The sequence below is a fragment of the Lysinibacillus sp. GW823-FHT06C08 genome, assembly GCF_058795135.1.
Genome location: NZ_JBXAHN010000004.1, coordinates 247,740 through 265,326, shown reverse-complemented (window position 1 = coordinate 265,326; position 17,587 = coordinate 247,740). Strand labels below are relative to the sequence as shown.

At 38.7% G+C, this 17,587-nt stretch carries 16 protein-coding genes and 1 riboswitch; of the genes, 13 read left to right on the top strand and 3 right to left on the bottom strand.

The genetic code is table 11. The features are described from left to right. Positions 1 to 151 precede the first annotated feature (151 nt). From AC1Q6O_RS12910 to AC1Q6O_RS12865, 10 genes are all read left to right on the top strand, one after another. The gene (locus tag AC1Q6O_RS12910) at positions 152 to 1,114 is read left to right on the top strand and encodes an ABC transporter permease (RefSeq protein WP_008180362.1); all 963 of its coding nucleotides are present in this window, start codon (positions 152 to 154) and stop codon (positions 1,112 to 1,114) included. Positions 1,115 to 1,116: 2 nt separating this feature from the next. Then, complete coding sequence (locus AC1Q6O_RS12905; protein WP_008180364.1) at positions 1,117 to 1,983, top strand: ABC transporter permease; 867 nt, start codon at positions 1,117 to 1,119, stop codon at positions 1,981 to 1,983. A 17-nt stretch (positions 1,984 to 2,000) separates the two neighbouring features. Next, positions 2,001 to 3,023 carry an ABC transporter ATP-binding protein gene (locus tag AC1Q6O_RS12900; protein ID WP_043990724.1) on the top strand — a complete coding sequence of 341 codons (1,023 nt, stop codon included), beginning with the start codon at positions 2,001 to 2,003 and terminating at the stop codon, positions 3,021 to 3,023. Further along, on the top strand, positions 3,007 to 4,014 hold the full coding sequence (locus tag AC1Q6O_RS12895) for an ABC transporter ATP-binding protein (protein ID WP_008180368.1): 1,008 nt from the start codon (positions 3,007 to 3,009) through the stop codon (positions 4,012 to 4,014). The genes AC1Q6O_RS12900 and AC1Q6O_RS12895 overlap by 17 nt, the downstream gene beginning before the upstream one ends. A gap of 54 nt (positions 4,015 to 4,068) precedes the next feature. Further along, positions 4,069 to 5,022: a DUF1177 domain-containing protein gene (locus AC1Q6O_RS12890; protein ID WP_008180369.1), complete on the top strand. Its 954-nt coding sequence runs from the start codon at positions 4,069 to 4,071 to the stop codon at positions 5,020 to 5,022. Then, positions 5,015 to 6,283, top strand: a complete 1,269-nt coding sequence (locus tag AC1Q6O_RS12885) for a M20 family metallopeptidase (protein WP_090003230.1) — start codon at positions 5,015 to 5,017, stop codon at positions 6,281 to 6,283. The genes AC1Q6O_RS12890 and AC1Q6O_RS12885 overlap by 8 nt, the downstream gene beginning before the upstream one ends. Before the next feature lie 133 nt (positions 6,284 to 6,416). Continuing rightward, positions 6,417 to 7,178: an IclR family transcriptional regulator gene (locus tag AC1Q6O_RS12880; protein ID WP_043990725.1), complete on the top strand. Its 762-nt coding sequence runs from the start codon at positions 6,417 to 6,419 to the stop codon at positions 7,176 to 7,178. 11 nt (positions 7,179 to 7,189) lie between these two features. Further along, a complete protein-coding gene (locus AC1Q6O_RS12875) occupies positions 7,190 to 8,113 on the top strand; it encodes an aminopeptidase (protein WP_090003229.1) in 924 nt (307 codons plus the stop codon). A gap of 216 nt (positions 8,114 to 8,329) precedes the next feature. Continuing rightward, entirely contained in the window at positions 8,330 to 8,821 is a 492-nt protein-coding gene (locus AC1Q6O_RS12870) for an NUDIX domain-containing protein (protein ID WP_342530487.1), read from the top strand. Further along, positions 8,805 to 9,581 (top strand): prolyl oligopeptidase family serine peptidase, encoded by a 777-nt coding sequence (locus AC1Q6O_RS12865; protein WP_239354785.1) that lies wholly within the window; start codon positions 8,805 to 8,807, stop codon positions 9,579 to 9,581. The genes AC1Q6O_RS12870 and AC1Q6O_RS12865 overlap by 17 nt, the downstream gene beginning before the upstream one ends. Before the next feature lie 79 nt (positions 9,582 to 9,660). Here AC1Q6O_RS12865 and AC1Q6O_RS12860 read toward each other — a convergent pair whose 3' ends face one another. Continuing rightward, entirely contained in the window at positions 9,661 to 10,617 is a 957-nt protein-coding gene (locus AC1Q6O_RS12860) for an alpha/beta hydrolase (protein WP_089985603.1), read from the bottom strand. Between the two features lie 87 nt (positions 10,618 to 10,704). Further along, positions 10,705 to 12,291, bottom strand: coding sequence for a phosphoenolpyruvate carboxykinase (ATP) (pckA, locus tag AC1Q6O_RS12855; protein WP_089985604.1), 1,587 nt, complete (start codon positions 12,289 to 12,291; stop codon positions 10,705 to 10,707). Positions 12,292 to 12,683: 392 nt separating this feature from the next. Beyond that, positions 12,684 to 12,802: riboswitch (SAM riboswitch) on the top strand. A gap of 283 nt (positions 12,803 to 13,085) precedes the next feature. On the opposite strand from pckA, the gene metK reads away from it, so the two are divergent. Beyond that, positions 13,086 to 14,282, top strand: coding sequence for a methionine adenosyltransferase (metK, locus tag AC1Q6O_RS12850; protein ID WP_008176639.1), 1,197 nt, complete (start codon positions 13,086 to 13,088; stop codon positions 14,280 to 14,282). A 171-nt stretch (positions 14,283 to 14,453) separates the two neighbouring features. Here the strand turns inward: metK and AC1Q6O_RS12845 are convergent, their stop codons facing one another. Then, positions 14,454 to 14,966, bottom strand: a complete 513-nt coding sequence (locus AC1Q6O_RS12845) for a gamma carbonic anhydrase (protein WP_036220965.1) — start codon at positions 14,964 to 14,966, stop codon at positions 14,454 to 14,456. Between the two features lie 134 nt (positions 14,967 to 15,100). Here AC1Q6O_RS12845 and AC1Q6O_RS12840 point away from each other — a divergent pair, with 134 nt between their 5' ends. After that, positions 15,101 to 15,907, top strand: a complete 807-nt coding sequence (locus AC1Q6O_RS12840; RefSeq protein WP_008176643.1) for an alpha/beta hydrolase — start codon at positions 15,101 to 15,103, stop codon at positions 15,905 to 15,907. 126 nt (positions 15,908 to 16,033) lie between these two features. Continuing rightward, positions 16,034 to 17,542: an alanine/glycine:cation symporter family protein gene (locus AC1Q6O_RS12835; RefSeq protein ID WP_008176644.1), complete on the top strand. Its 1,509-nt coding sequence runs from the start codon at positions 16,034 to 16,036 to the stop codon at positions 17,540 to 17,542. Positions 17,543 to 17,587: the final 45 nt, after the last annotated feature.

Genomic DNA, 17,587 nt, shown 5'->3' with positions numbered 1-17,587 from the left:
AATAAAAGTAGCACATTTGTAAACAAGAAGTAAATATAAAATTAAAAAAATTCAGAAAAATATATTTACAAATAATTATCGCTAGGTGTAGTATTTAGTTATTCACAATATGAACCAATGATTCTAATAATGAAAAGGAGGTCTTAATAAGATGGGCTCATTTATTTTAAGAAGGTTAGTAAACCTTATTCCAACACTGTTAGTAGTTGGTATCATCGTATTTATTATCACGCGAATGATTCCCGGTGATCCGGCTTCTGTCATGCTTGGTCCCCAGGCTAGTGTGGAAGATGTAGAGAATTTAAGAGAAGAGCTGGGATTAAATAAGTCAATGCCTTCACAATTTATTTCATATGTAGGTGACTTAGCGCAGTTAAATTTGGGTTATTCCTATTCTTATAGTGAGTCTGTGTTGGGGCTTATTATCGAAAGATTCCCAAATACAGTTGTACTTGCACTAGCAGCCTTATTAATAGCTGTCGTAATTGGAATCCCCGCAGGTATATTGGCAGCTAGAAAACAAAATACGATCATTGATTATGTGGTCATGCTTGTGTCACTAGTAGGAGTATCCATGCCAATTTTTTGGTTGGGAATCATGCTTGTCTTATTCTTTAGTGTCAATCTTGGCTGGTTCCCTGCGACTGGAATGGGGAATATGAGTGAAGGTTTTTGGTCATATTTAAAGCATTTAATTTTGCCAGCCTTTGCTTTAGCAACAATTCCAATGGCGACATTCGCACGTATTACACGTTCGAGTATGTTAGAGGTCATTTCACAAGATTATATTAAAACAGCACGTTCTAAGGGCATAAAAGAATATTTGGTTATTGGGAAGCATGCGTTTAAAAATGCTTTAACGCCAATCTTAACGGTACTAGGTATGCAAATTTCTAATTTACTAGGTGGTGCCGTTTTAACAGAAACGATTTTTAGCTGGCCTGGGATGGGTCGACTGATTGTAGATGCGATAGATAAACGTGACTTTGTCGTTGTACAAGGTACAGTTATTTTCATTGCCTTTATCTTTGTCCTTATTAACTTAATCGTTGATGTGTTGTATAAGGTTGTGAATCCAAAGGTCAATCTAGAATCGAATGGAGGGAAGAAATAACAATGACTCAAGCAGTTGTCAATGAAACTAGAAAAAGAAATACATTGTTACGAAAGTTGCTTAAAAATAAATTAGCAACAATTGGGTTAGTGATTGTATCCTTGATGGCCATTGTTGCTATCTTCGCTCCATTAATTGCAACCCACCCACCAAATGAAATGACTGTTGGTAAATCATTTTTACCCATGAATACCGATGGACATTTGCTTGGAACCGATAACTATGGTCGAGATTTGTTTAGTCGTTTAGTTTATGGAACCCGAATATCTATGATTGTTGGAATTGCAGCAGTGTTATTTGGTGCTGTGTTTGGGACATTACTCGGTCTTGTTGCGGGATATTTTGGAGGCCGTAGTGATTCCATTATCATGCGCACGATGGATGGCCTTTTCGCCTTTCCATTTATTTTATTAGCTATTACGTTAATGACGGTATTAGGACAAGGGCTTGTAAACGTTATAGTCGCCATTGGTATAGCCAATATACCAGGGTTTGCTAGGCTTGTTCGTGGTCAGGTTTTAAGTGTTAAAGAAGAAGAGTTTATTGAGGTGACGCATTCTTTAGGGGCTACACATTCACGTATCATTTTTAGTCATATACTACCCAACTGTTTAGCTCCATTGATTGTCTATGGAACGATGAGTACAGCAGGCGCTATTATTTCGGAGGCTGCACTTAGCTTTTTAGGGTTAGGGGTACAGCCTCCAACAGCCTCATGGGGTAGCATTTTAAAGGATGGTAAAGACTTTTTAGTATTAAATCCTCAAATGGCGACATTTTCAGGTATCTGTATTTTATTAACAGTCCTTGGTATAAACCTGTTAGGAGATGGATTACGTGATGCATTAGATCCGAAAATGAAAGTTTAATGAAAGGGGATGGCGTCATGACTGAACGTTTACTAGATGTAGAAAACTTGACAGTAGAATTTAAGAGTGGTGGCTCTACAATGAAAGCTGTTAATGGAGTTAATTTACAATTAAATAAGAAGGAAACACTAGGAATTGTTGGTGAGTCTGGATCGGGAAAAAGTGTTACTGCCACTGCTCTCATGCGTTTAATTCCATCTCCGCCAGGAAAAATAACGAACGGAGTAATTCGTTTTAATGGGCGTGATTTAATAGGGATTTCAGAAAAGGAAATGCGGAATGTCAGAGGTAATGAAATGTCGATGATTTTTCAAGACCCTATTACGAGTCTAAATCCCGTTTTAACAGTGGGCAATCAAATTTTTGAAGTGATCCAAGCTCATGAGCATATATCCAAGAAGGATGCAGCAATAAAAGCTGTGGATATGCTGAAAATGGTAGGGATTCCGGAGCCAGAAAAGCGTTTGAAAATGTATCCTCATGAATTTTCAGGTGGAATGCGTCAACGTGTCATGATTGCTATTGCGCTTGCTTGTAATCCAAAGCTACTTATTGCTGATGAGCCCACTACAGCATTGGATGTAACTGTACAGGCTCAAATTCTTGATTTGATGAAAAAATTACAGCAAGAACATGATACGGCCATTATTATGATTACGCATGATTTAGGTGTAGTTTGGGAGCTTTGTGACAAAGTGAATGTCATGTATGCAGGCCGTACAGTGGAGTCGACTACAACAAGGCAGCTCTATGAAAAACCATTACACCCTTATACTTGGGGATTATTAGAGTCGCAGATTACGATGGGGACACAAGGACAGCAAAGGTTGCCAGCCATCCCAGGAAGTCCACCCGATCTAACCATGCCACAAAGCGGTTGTCATTTTGCAGCTCGCTGCCCGTTAGCAACGGATCTATGCCGTAGTACAATACCCGATTTAGTGGAAGTCCAGGACAATCATTTTGTAGCCTGCCATTTGCAATCAAAAGATCAAATTGTCGCTAGAAAGGTGGGGGTTTTTCATGCAACAGCCCAATGAATTGATCTTAAAGGTAAATAATTTAAAAAAGCATTTTCCTATTAAGAGCTCAATTCCTTTTAAAAAGTCCACACAATTTGTGAAAGCAGTAGATGGAGTAAGCTTTGAATTATTTAAAGGAGAAACACTTGGGATTGTGGGTGAATCGGGCTGTGGGAAATCGACGGTTGCTCGTTTAATCAACCAGTTAATAGCACCAACCGAGGGTATCGTTGAGTTTAAGGGAACCAATTTAGCAAGCTTAAATACGAAGGATATTCGCTCTGCACGAAAATCGATACAAATGGTTTTCCAAAATCCCTATGCATCCCTAGATCCTCGTAAAACGATTGAATATTTAATTGCTGAACCATTAGTGATACATGGGATAGGTGATGAATCATCACGTAAAAAGCGTGTCATGGAGCTACTAGAAACAGTAGGGTTGAGTGCTTATCATGCAAAGCGCTACCCCCATGAGTTTTCAGGAGGACAAAGGCAGCGCATTAATATTGCACGGGCGCTTGCACTTCAACCAGATATAGTTGTTTGTGACGAACCTGTATCCGCCTTAGATGTATCTGTACAGGCACAAGTAATCAATCTATTAAAAGATTTACAGAAAGATTTTGGTTTAACCTATATTTTTATTTCACATGATCTCAATGTAGTGAATTATATGTGTGATCGCATTGCAGTGATGTATTTAGGCAAAATTGTTGAAATGGGCACATATAAAGAAATTTATGATCACCCTCAACACCCCTATACACAGGCTTTGTTATCAGCTATCCCTAAGGAAAATCCTTTTGATACAAAGGAACGAATTATTTTAACAGGGGATGTTCCAAGTCCCGTGAATCCTCCGAGTGGCTGTGCCTTCCATAAACGTTGTCGTTTTGCCACAGACAAATGTGCAGAAGAGCAACCAACACTCGATACGGTGACAGCAACCCATCAAGTATCATGTCATTTATGGGAAGCTATTCAGCAAGAAGCATCTACAATATAAGCTTATAAATCATAATGAATAAAATTTTTTGATAGAAAAAGGAGCGGACTAATTATGTCATTGAAGCATGTTATGGAGTTATACGAGGTAATGGATAGTATGTATGTAAATGGTGAAGTTATGAAAGAGTATTTACACAATATTAATCCAGCAGCAGATGTAGTAGTTAAAACAATTAAAGGTGAAAATGGCTCAACCGATTTTGTCCGCGTTCTAGTGAAAGGTAAGAATGGTAAATCCTCAGGTGGCTATGCGCCTACATTAGGAATCATCGGTCGCTTAGGCGGTATTGGGGCACGCCCTGAAATGACGGGCTTTGTATCGGATGGAGATGGTGCACTAGCCTGTATGGCCTCCGCTGCAAAAGCGATTGATATGGCTTTAAAAGGTGACCAGTTAGAGGGGGATGTAATTTTCTCCACTCATATTTGTCCAACTGCACCCACTTTACCACATGAGCCAGTGCCATTTATGAATTCTCCAGTCGATATTAGCGTCATGAACGAGAATGAAGTGGAAGAAACAATGGATGCTATTCTTTCAATTGATACAACAAAAGGTAACCAAGTATGTAACCATAAAGGATTTGCCATTACACCAACAGTTAAAGAAGGTTACATATTAAAAATTAGTGATGATTTGCTTCAAATTTACACGCAATCAGCAGGTATTGCACCAGTTGTACTGCCGCTAACAATGCAAGACATTACCCCATATGGGAATGGTTTATTCCATATCAATAGTATTTTACAACCCGCTGTGGCGACATCAAGTCCTGTTGTAGGGGTAGCAATTACAACCGAATCTATCGTGGCAGGCTGTGCAACAGGTGCAACACATGTTACAGATGTAGAGAATGTTGTTCGATTTGTCTTAGAAGTGGCGAAAACGTACGGTGCACATAAATGCTCTTTCTTTGATGAAAAGCAGTTTACACATATGAAAAATTTATACGGTAGCATGAAGCATTTGCAAACTAAAGGAAATGAGGTACAAGCACATGAATGACTTACAAGCACTAAAATTGCAACTAGTAGATGAAGTGGAAAATCATCAAGAAGAGTTAATTGATTTTTGTTCGAAACTCATTCAAATTCCAAGTGTGAATCCTCCAGGAGATACGACTGAAATAACTGCCTTTATCGAGCACTATCTAAATGATGTAGGCATTGCTTACCAAAAATATGAGGCTGCGGATAAAATGTTTAATTTAGTAGCTTCTATTGGAAATGGTGAAGGCAAAGAACTTGTTTATTGTGGGCATACAGATGTTGTGCCTGTTGGAGACTTATCTAAATGGGATTTTGATCCTTTCTCTGGAGAAGTGAAGGATGGTTGGATGCTTGGGCGTGGTGCAAGCGATATGAAAGCAGGTTTAGCAGGTATTATTTTTGCTACAAAACTACTCAAGAAATTGAATATTGAATTGCCAGGAAAATTAACATTAGCCATTGTACCTGACGAAGAAACTGGTGGGGAATTTGGTGTTCCTTGGTTGTTGGAGCGAGGTTTAGTTAAGGGTGATGGATGTTTAATTGCAGAGCCTTCATCTCCATTAAATCCGACAATTGGGCAAAAAGGCTCCTACTGGTTTGAATTAGAAGTGCATGGGGAACCTGGACATGGTAGCTTATCACCTTTAGCGGGTCGTAATGCAATTAATGATGCAATCCGAGCTATTCAAGAAATTCGCACATTATGGGACATGAATATTGTCATTCCTGAAGAAGTACAGCCACTAATAGAAGTATCGAAAAAATATATGCGTGAAGTGGAGAAAGACCGCCTGAAATATCAAGAAGTACTAGAGAAAATTACTGTAAATATTGGTACAATTGAGGGAGGTACGAAGTCCAATGTTATCCCAGATTATTGTAAGGTACAGGTCGATTGTCGGTTACCATTCGGTATTACACAGGAGGAAGTAACGGAAATCTTGAAGAATAAATTAGATGCCTTAGACATTGAGTATTCGATCAGACGTTTTGGTTTCAAAAGTGTAGCCAATTATACCCCAGCTGAAAATCCCGTTTGCCAATCGATTGTGGATAATATTTCATTTGTAACAGGATTAGAAGCTTATGGTGTTATGCAATGGGCAAGCAGTGATGCTCGACATTTCAGACAGTATGATATTCCGGTTTTGCAATACGGCCCGGCCTATTTACCAAGCATTCACGGGTATAATGAAAAAGTGCGTGTTGAGGATATCGTACGCTGTGCAAAAGTATATATTACTGCTGCTATTGATTTCCTCTATCAAAAGTAAGAGATTAGCTACTCTCTTACTTTTGATAAAGTGATATCAGGTGCTGACGGCTGTTAAATCTTTCAATTAATCCCCCTTAAGAGAGGGATTTGCAGCCGTTTGTACAGATAAATAGATCAAAAGGATGAGAGATATGCTAAAGACGTTAAATTTATCAATTGCGGTTTTAAAGATGTTTACAAAGGAAAAGCCTGTATGGGGTGGTCGAGAGTTAGCGATGGCGATGAACATGAATCATACAAATTTATATCGCATTCTCGAAACATTTGAGAATAATGGGTTTATTACAAAGGATCCAGTAACCAAAAAGTACTCCTTGGGTATTGCATTATGGGAAATTGGTATGAATATGTATGATTCATTAAACATAGATCAGCTATGTATGCCTGTTCTTGATAACTTAAAGGATGTTACTGGTGAAACCGCCATATTTACAGTTTTAAATGGATTGGAAGCGTTAACTTTATTAAAAGCGGAGCCTGTGAATAAGGTGAAGTTTACTGTTTCAAGAGGAAGTAGATCTCCGCTTTATGTAGGTGCTTCCTATCGTTCTATGCTTGCTTTCCTAAGTGATGAGCAAATTTCTAAGGTTATTGATGAACCGCTAACCGCTTATACGACCAATACGATGACGAATGCAAATGACATACGGTTAGAGCTTGAAAAAATACGTAGCTGTGGTTATGCACTCAGTAACAGTGAATATTCCGTCGATGTATTGGCACTTGCTATGCCTATATTTAATAGTGATGAAAAGGTCGTAGCCTCTATCACTGTTTCTGGCCCTATCTACCGATTTACGGAACAACGAGTACCTGAATTTTTGGGTCCTTTAACAGATGCTAGAAATGAAATAGAAGGAATCATTCGTAGATATCATTTGAATTTTAATTAAGGAGTGCTACTATGCAGCATTTACATGATATTGCACTGAAGGTATTAAAAGATCATTTAAATGTTCAATCGTCAGAAACGCTTTTAATTTTGACAGATGTTCAAAAGCAAGACTTAGCAACAATCTTTTATGAGGCTGGGCTAACAATAACGGCTAATACAATGCTTATGGTTATGCCGTTATTGGAGAAATCAGGACAGGAGCCTATTCATGCAGTTTCATCGCTTTTGGCAAATGCTGATGTCTCACTTTGTTTGACTACTCACTCCTTGACACATACAGCAGCCCGTAAAAATGCCTGTGAAAAAGGTGGTCGTGTAGCGACTATGCCAGGTATTACGTGGGAGATGCTGGAACAAGGTGCGCTTCATGCAGATGCGCAAGAGATTGAGGAAATGGTAGAAAAATATGTCCAGCTTCTCGATAAGGCGGCAGGAATTCGAATTGTTAAGGATGGTCATGAGCTAACATTTAGTGTAGAAAACCGCTTAGGCATTCGTTCGACTGGCGTTATTCGCCAAGCAGGAGAGCATGGTAATATTCCCTCCGGTGAATCCTATATTGCGCCAATAGAGACATCTGCAAATGGTGAAATTTTAGTGGATGGTTCTATTGCTAATATTGGAGTCTTAAAGGAACCATTATTATTAAAAATTTCTAATGGACGATTAGTAGAAGCAATTGGTCCGGATGGTCCTCGATTGCTAGAGTTACTTGGCGAAGAGAATGGTCGGATCATCGCAGAGTTCGGCATTGGAGCTAATAAAAGTGCTATGTTATGTGGTAATGTATTAGAAGATGAGAAGGTCTATGGGACAATCCATATCGCATTCGGTAGCAATGTACCATTCGGTGGAGCAAATACAGCGGATGTCCATATTGATTGTGTAGTGAAAAATCCGGTTGTTTATTTCGATGGTGAACGAGTCATTTAATGTAAAGCGTGTCTTCATTTGAAGCACGCTTTTTTGCTTGCTTACACTATATTTAAAGTTGCTTGTTTCTGTATGATTACTCTATAGTTAACTTAGATAAACTAGAGGGATTTAAATGATTTGCACTTAGTGGAAATGCAATCCCAACAAAACAGAAATTAGGAATTCACGATGCCTGTAAGTGAAGGCAATGAAAAATGACTTCTGTTATTCAGCATGAAAGAACGTGAGGTTGAAGATATGTTAACATTTACAGATTTACATGGCCTGCGCGTAGAATTGAGTTTTACGAGAGGGGAGTCTACCGTAGAACCCAAACACGTCCTTGTTTTATTAAAGCATCAAAATAAGTGGCTATGTACTATACATAAACGACGTGGTGTCGAGGTGCCAGGTGGCAAATTGGAGAAAGGCGAAACGCTAGAGGATGCAGCTATAAGGGAAGTATTTGAAGAAACCGGTGTCCGTGTGAAAAATCTTCAATGGTTTGCAGAATATGCGGTTCATGATGACATATTATTTTGTAAAACGGTTTTTACTGCACAATTTGCTGGGCAGGAGGACATTGAATTTGATTTAGAAACATCCGGTATGCTGTGGTTATCTGATGAGGAATTTACCCATCATCCAAACTTGAGCTTTCATATGAAGGATGAAGGAATGAAGAAAATGCTGGAGGAGTTGAAACGACGTGACAAAAAATGGTGATATCGTTGAAAAGCGCGCCTATCCTTCACCCAATCCAGCAATACGTTTAACTGAAATTACTTATATGTCACAGGGCTTGCGAATAAAAGGACTTCTAGCAGAGCCGAAAACTGAGGGTACATATGATGGCTTTTTATATTTAAGAGGGGGTATGCAAAGCATAGGTATGGTAAGACCCTCACGTATTGCCCAATTTGCCGCTCAAGGCTTTATCGTCTTTGCACCGTATTATCGTGGAAATAGAGGTGGCGAGGGCAAAGATGAGTTTGCAGGGGCGGATCGTTATGATGCTGTTTTTGCTGTTGATGTACTGAAGCAATTTTGCAATGATAATATTCATGTTTTTGGCTTTTCGCGTGGAGGCATCATGGCTCTATGGACAGCAATTTTACGAAGGGATATTACTTCCGTTGTGACATGGGCTGGAGTTTCTGATGCAACGGCCACTTACTGGGAACGTACAGATATGCGACGGATGATGAAACGCGTTATCGGAGGAACACCAAACCGTGTACCGGAAGCCTATGATGCTCGTACACCTTTGTTTGAAGTAGAGCATATAACAGCTCCAGTGTTAATTATTCATGGCTATCAGGATGAGAATGTGGATATAGAGCATGCTAGACAACTGGCATTTTTCTTAGACGATGCTAATAAAACATACGAAACATGGTATGACCTTCATTATGCACACCAATACCCGCCAGCTAAAAATCGTGAAACCGTACGTGCTCTTTGTGAATGGATGAAGCAACACTAGAAAATGAAATTATTAAGGCCCCTTCTTAAATAGCTATCATCTGGAGATGAATAGGTATTCTAAAAGAAGGGGCACTTTATTATTTCATATAAGTTTCTAAGAAATACTGAATCGTTTCCCAATAGAGCTCGCCAGCTACGCTTTCCGCCTCGCCATGACCAGCACCTTCGACAAGTAATTTTTGCTTCGGTACATTTGCTGCCTCATATACGTCATTCAACATGGTCGAAGGGACAAAAGTATCGTTGTCTCCATGAATAAACAGCATAGGGGTTTTCGATTTTGCCACTTGATCAACAGCACTAGCTTCTCCCAGAGTATAGCCTGCTTTTAATTTAGTTACGACTGAAGAGAATTGCATAATTGGGAATGAAGGCAAGTGAAAGATTGCTTGTAATTGATAGGAAAATTCATCCCATACGGAAGAATAACCGCAATCCTCAATGATTGCCTTTACATTTGACGGCAAATCCTCGCCTGAAGCCATCATCACAGTGGCGCCTCCCATTGAAACTCCAAATAGCACAATTTCAGCATCTTTATTCCCGTTTACAATGTCGTCAATCCATGAAACAACATCAAAACGATCATGCCACCCCATGCCGATATAATCACCTTCACTTTGACCATGTCCTCTTGCATCGGGAATTAGCACATGATAGCCCATATCATAAAATTGTTTAGCATACTTAGTCATTTGTGTACCATCACTTGAATAGCCATGGAAAATAATTGCCCATTTGTCCGTGGGCTGGCTGTTTTGGATAGCGTAAGCATGCAGATTAAGAGAATCATAGGATTGAATAGCCTTCTCCTCATAATGCTTGTTAAACCATTGCTCACGGTCCTCTTTCTCTTGAGCCTCATTTGAATTGCTATCAATTAAATTATGGGGGGCATCTAGAACAGCTGTTTTATCAGTATCCGGATTTAATGCCAGATTATAAAAGTAGTTGCCTGCAAAAAAACCAGCACCAATAAATAATGCCAATAATATAGTAATGATTGCTACTAGTAATTTGTATTTTCTTTTCATATGTATCTCCCTATATTAGCTTCATCTATGTTTTATGGGAAAGAAAAAGAGAACGAATTATCTCGTTCCCTTTTCTTGTTCTAGTTGTTATTTTAATGGGCCACCAAGTGTAGTGATGGCTTCAGAAACGTTTGCAAATTTCTGGAAGTTTTCGTTGAATAAACCTGCAAGTTCAGCAGCTTTTGCATCGTATGCAGCTTTATCTGCCCATGCTTCACGAGGATTTAACACTTGTGAAGGTACACCTTCAACTGCTGTTGGGATGTGTAAACCAAATACAGCATCTTGTGTCGTTTCAACATTTGTTAATTTACCATCGATAGCTGCGCGCACCATTGTACGTGTATAAGAAAGCTTCATACGGCTACCAGTACCATATTCTCCACCAGTCCAACCAGTGTTCACTAGGAATACCTGTGCGCCATGTTCGTCAATTTTTTGACCTAACATTTCTGCATAAACTGTTGCAGGAAGTGGAAGGAATGGAGAACCGAAGCAAGTAGAGAATACTGGTTCTGGCTCTGTTACACCACGTTCAGTTCCAGCAAGTTTTGAAGTGAAACCACTTAAGAAGTGATACATAGCTTGCTCTTTTGTTAATTTACTGATAGGAGGTAAAACGCCAAACGCATCAGCTGTTAGGAAGATGATTGTTTTTGGATGACCTGCTACAGAAGGATCAACAATGTTTTCGATGTATTGAATCGGATAAGCTACACGTGTATTTTCTGTTAATGATCCATCATCATAATCACAAATACGAGTTTCTGGATCAACAGCTACGTTTTCTAAAACAGAGCCGAAGCGGATTGCATTGTAGATTTCTGGTTCTTTCTCAGCAGAAAGGTTGATCGTTTTTGCATAGCAACCACCCTCAATATTGAATACACCATTATCAGACCAGCCGTGTTCATCGTCACCGATAAGCTTACGGTCTGGATCAGCGGATAATGTTGTTTTACCAGTACCAGATAGACCGAAGAATAATGCTACATCGCCAGCTTCACCAACGTTTGCTGAACAGTGCATAGAAAGGATACCTTGTTGTGGTAATAAGTAGTTCATAATACCGAAAATAGATTTTTTCATTTCACCAGCATATTCAGTACCACCAATTAAGATAATTTTCTTTTCAAGTGATACAATGATGAATGTTTCAGAAGCAGTACCGTCAACCGCAGGATCTGCTTTAAAGTTAGGAGCTGAGATGACAGTGAAGTCTGCAACATGCGAAGCTAATTCGTCTTTAGTTGGACGGATAAATAATTGATGAGCGAAAAGGTTGTGCCAAGCGTATTCATTAATAACTTGGATGCTTAATTGTGAATCTTTGTCAGCACCAGCAAAGCCTTTGAATACAAATAATTCATCTTGTTCTTTTAAATATTTTATTACTTTTACATACAGGTTATCGAACACTTCAGAGGAAATTGGTTGATTGACTTTACCCCAGTCAATTTGATCTTTTGTGCTTTCTTCTTCTACTGTATATTTATCTTTAGGTGAACGACCAGTGTATTTGCCAGTTTCTGCACGAACTGCGCCATCTACTGTTAACATTGCCTCACCACGAGAAGTAGCTTTTTCTGCTAATTGTGGTACTGAAAGTTGAACGTTAATGTTACCGCCGCTTAATAATTCCTTCAGTTCGTTTGCAATTTCTACTGAATTCATCGATTAAATACCATCCTTTTTTATAGTATTCCCTTGATTTAGAGGGATTTTTTCTTAATTTCAAAAATAGTATAACACAATTGGTTAAATAATCTATACTAATTAAGAAATTATTTTAGAGTTTTTATTACTTTTCAATAAACTGACAAAAAATAATGTTTTTCGAGTAGAAAACATTCAATGCTACAGTAAATTGTCTAAAATTTGAGCCACACATATGTTACCACAAGATGCTAGGTATGTTGTAGGGATTAATTTTCTTCTGTTTACATCATCACCCAAGAATGAAAATTTTTATGGTGATTATTTGTTCCTTCCTTACTATACAGTAATACATAAGAAAATATTTGACAACGTTCTACCTTTTCAGTAACATGAAAATTGAACGGATACTCTTATCCCGAGCTGGTGGAGGGTCAGGCCCTGTGAAACCCGGCAACCTGCATGAATTATTTCACGACATGCGTTGGTGCCAACCTGATGCAAGGGAAAATCCCTTGAACGATAAGAGTGAAAGGTAACGAAGTCATTATTCCTTTCCTCATGTATAGTAACGTGAGTAAAGGATTTTTTTATTGTTAAAAATCAATGTAAAGGTAAGTATATGTAGTTCTTTCCTTATTATAATGACGGATCTTTCGAAATCCTCGTGTTAAAAGTAGCAGTTATTTTTTCACGTAAAGTGAAATGACAACAACAGCGGCTTGAGAGTTCAATCCTTAGGAGCGGACTTGACATGGGTAATGAGTACCGTATTCAAATACTTTTTGTAAGAGTAATAGGAGGAAAACTAAATGACAAAACGTCGACTGTTTACATCAGAAAGTGTAACAGAAGGGCATCCAGATAAAATTTGTGACCAGATTTCGGATGCCATATTAGATGCTATTTTAGCAGAAGATCCAAATGCACGTGTAGCGTGTGAGACAACTGTAACAACAGGATTAGTATTAGTAGCGGGAGAAATTACTACTTCTACTTATGTAGATATCAAAGGTATTGTACGTGATACTGTGGCAGAAATCGGATATACACGTGGGAAATATGGCTTTGATGCTGAAAATTTAGCGGTACTTGTAGCAATTGGTGAGCAATCTCCAGATATTGCTCAAGGTGTTGACCAAGCTTTAGAGGCTCGTGAGGGTTCTATGACAGATGCAGATATTGAAGCAATTGGTGCAGGGGACCAAGGCTTAATGTTTGGCTATGCATGTAATGAAACACCTGAGCTAATGCCGTTACCAATTAGCTTAGCTCATAAGTTAGCACGTCGTTTAACTGAAGTTCGTAAATCTGGTGAGCTAGCTTATTTACGCCCCGATGGTAAAACACAAGTAACAATTGAATACGATGACAATAACGTACCTGTACGTGTCGATACAATTGTTATTTCAACACAGCATGATGAAGAAGCAACACTTGAACAAATTCAGGCTGATCTAAAACAACTTGTGATTGCTCCTGTTGTGCCAAGCGAATTATTAGATACAAAAACAAAATACTTTATCAATCCGACTGGCCGTTTCGTCATTGGTGGGCCAAAAGGAGATGCTGGTTTAACGGGCCGTAAGATAATTGTTGATACATACGGTGGCTATGCACGACACGGTGGCGGTGCATTCTCAGGTAAGGATGCAACAAAAGTTGACCGTTCAGCTGCCTATGCGGCACGTTATGTAGCTAAAAATATTGTAGCAGCTGGTTTAGCAGAACGCGCTGAAGTCCAGTTGGCGTATGCAATTGGCGTGGCACAGCCTGTTTCCATTGCTGTTGATACATTTGGTACAGGAAAAGTGAAGGAAAGCGAAATCGTAGAATGGGTTCGTGAGCTATTTGATTTACGCCCAGCAGGAATTATTAAAATGCTTGATCTTCGTCGTCCAATTTATAAACAAACTGCAGCCTATGGTCACTTCGGTCGTACAGATTTAAATGTACCATGGGAACAAACTGATAAAGCTGACGCATTACGTGTAAAAGCACGTCTGTAAACTATTGTGCTAAAGTGCTGAAGTCGTTAGAAAATTATTCTAATGTATGATGAACAAAAGGGGCTTTTCTGCCCCTTTTGTTTTTTTGCAAAAATGCCCCGCCTTTATTCCTTGAACAATGGTCATGGAAAGCGAGGGATTTTTTATAATGAATGTATTCTTTATAAGCTTTTATTTTTGTAGAGATTTATAATACTGACCTTTTTCTACGTATTCACGTACGATACGCTCCATATCCTCTTTATCCTCAGCGTTTAATTCTCGGACAACTTTCGCTGGACGACCTAATGCTAAGCTATTTGGAGGTATGACTTTACCAGGAGGCACAAGACTTCCGGCTCCAATAAATGCACCCTCTCCAATCTCTGCTCCGTCTAAAATAATGGAGCCCATACCGATTAAGGCATTTTTTCGAATGGTACAGCTATGTAAAGTCACTTGGTGTCCTACTGTGACCTCATCTTCAATGATGAGTGGAAACCTAGGACTTTGATGTAAGCAGCAAAGATCTTGGATACTTACCCGTTCACCAATAATTGTTGGTGAAACATCGCCACGAATTACGGTATTAAACCAAATAGTTGTTTCAGCTCCAATTGTTACGTCTCCGGTAACAGTTGCATAATCGGCAATAAAAACAGATGGATCGATCTTTGGTGTTTTATCTTTAAATGGATAAATCATGAGAATCGCCTCTTTTCTTTCTGTAGATATAGTATTATCGTATCAAATACGCAACTTTAAGGAAATATAAAATTAAAATGTGCTGTTATTTCGATATAATCAAATTGTAATTATTTTTTAGGAGGACTATGTGAATGTGGAAATGGGAAGCTGATGGACAAGCAAAGGCTGTGATTGCTATTCTTCATGGTGCTTATGAAAACCACCGTTGGTATGCATGGCTTATAGAAAAATTAAGAATGGAAGGCTTCCACATAGTCATGGGGGATCTACCGAATCATGGCATCAATGCAAGATTTGCGCGTGTCCATGATGAGGACTTCAAATTGTACAATAAATATACAAGAAATCTCATTGAGAATGCCTTTTCATATAATTTGCCAACCTTTGTAATAGGGCATGGATTAGGCGCTACTTTAGTTCTTCATACCATGCAAAAGAAAAAGTATGAGTGTGCAGGTATTATTTTGACATCACCCTGGCTGCATTTGAAGCTTTTACCAGGTAAATTATCAAATGCTTTAACGAGTTTGAGTGCATTAACAGCAAATGTTAAATTGACGCATGACCTGACATTTGAAACATTAACGCGCAGTGTTGAGGGTAGAGAGGAAATGAAGGATGATATTCCATTTATGTCTGTTGTTTCAGTGAAATGGTATCGTGAGCTTCAACAGATGATGAAAAATTTAGTTATGCTACCTAAGCATGAATTTCCTAATATGCCTATGTTAATTATGACAGCTGAAAAAGATAAAATTACGGAAACTCGACAAATGCGCAATTGGCTTCATCAGCAAGAGCTAACCGAGTTTCAATTTAAAGAATGGGCAAATTGTTATCATAATTTATTTCATGAAGTAGAGCGTGAAGAGATTTTTATGTATATTCGAGATTTTATCAATAATGCTCTTAGACGGATTGGATATATAATAAAATAGTTTCGACACCTTCCAAATAATAGGATCCTTACTTAAATATTGTTACTTAAATATAATATTGTAATTTTCTGAAAAGTGTAATAATATAGTGACTTAAAGTAAGGTAATTCAAATTGGAGGGGTAAGATGGATGTAGTTGTTGGCAAATTGAATGACATATTATGGGGACCTTGGTTTATTTATGGTATCTTGTTGATTGGGCTTTTTTTCTCAGTCATTACAAGATTCCTGCAAGTAAGACTTATTAAAGATATGTTTGTGTTAATGTTTAAGGGGGAGAAATCAGAAAAGGGGATTTCCTCCTTCCAAGCAATGTCTATCGCACTATCGGGTCGTGTAGGTACAGGGAATATTGCCGGTACTGCAACAGCTATTGGGATGGGTGGACCTGGTGCTGTCTTTTGGATGTGGGCAATTGCTTTTATTGGTGCGGCAACCGCATATGTAGAATCAACATTAGCGCAAATCTATAAAGAAGAGAAAGATACTGAATATCGTGGTGGACCGGCCTATTACATAGAAAAAGGAATGGGTCAAAAATGGTTTGCAGTGATTTTCGCTGTAGCTGCTTTGATTGCTATGTTAATACTTATGCCAGGTGTGCAATCGAATGCCATTGCAGGAGCTGTTGAAAACGCTTTCGGTATTGAAACTTGGATTACAGGACTAATTATTGTCGTTTTACTTGGTGCTATCATTATTGGGGGCGTTAAATCGATTGCCAACGCTGCACAGGTAATTGTACCGTTCATGGCAATAGCCTATATTATTATGGCAATTATTATAATCGCTATGAATATTTCAGAGGTACCATCCGTCTTTGCTTTAATTTTCTCAAGTGCATTTGGAGCACAAGAAATATTTGGAGGTATTATTGGCTCCGCAATTGCTTGGGGTGTGAAACGAGGAATCTATTCAAATGAGGCTGGTCAAGGGACTGGGGCGCACCCAGCTGCCGCAGCAGAAGTATCCCACCCTGCTAAACAAGGGATTGTCCAAGCAGCGTCTGTATACATTGATACCTTATTAATTTGTTCAGCTACAGCCTTTATGATTTTATTTACGGGTATGTATAATGTACAAGATGAAAAGGCAGCCGAAGGAACAGATCCATTTATCCATGTTGGGGAATTCAATAAAGGCGGCTTAACGGGTGATGAGCAAATGACATTTGCTAAGAGTATTCAGGAAGGTGCTGCGTATACGCAATATGCAGTTGAATCATCCTTACCTGGACTTGGTGCACCATTTGTAGCTATCGCACTATTCTTCTTTGCCTTTACAACGATTATGGCGTATTACTATATCGCTGAAACAAATGTGGCTTATTTATTTAGAGGTAGTACCGAAAAGGTCTTCATCTGGATTGCGAAAATAGCGATTTTAATTGCAGCATTCTATGGCACAATCCGTACGTCTGGACTCGCTTGGGCAATGGGGGATGTAGGTCTTGGTCTGATGGTATGGATTAACGTTTTAGCCATTTTAATTATTATGAAACCGGCTATCGTTGCTTTAAAAGATTACGAGAAACAGAAAAAAGAAGGAAAAGACCCTGTCTTTGATCCTCGTAAACTAGGCATTAAAGGCGCAGATTTCTGGGTAGACTATAATGAAAAACGTAAAAATAAATAGGTAAAGAGAAAGGCTAACTAATAGTTCCCACTATACTATTAGTTA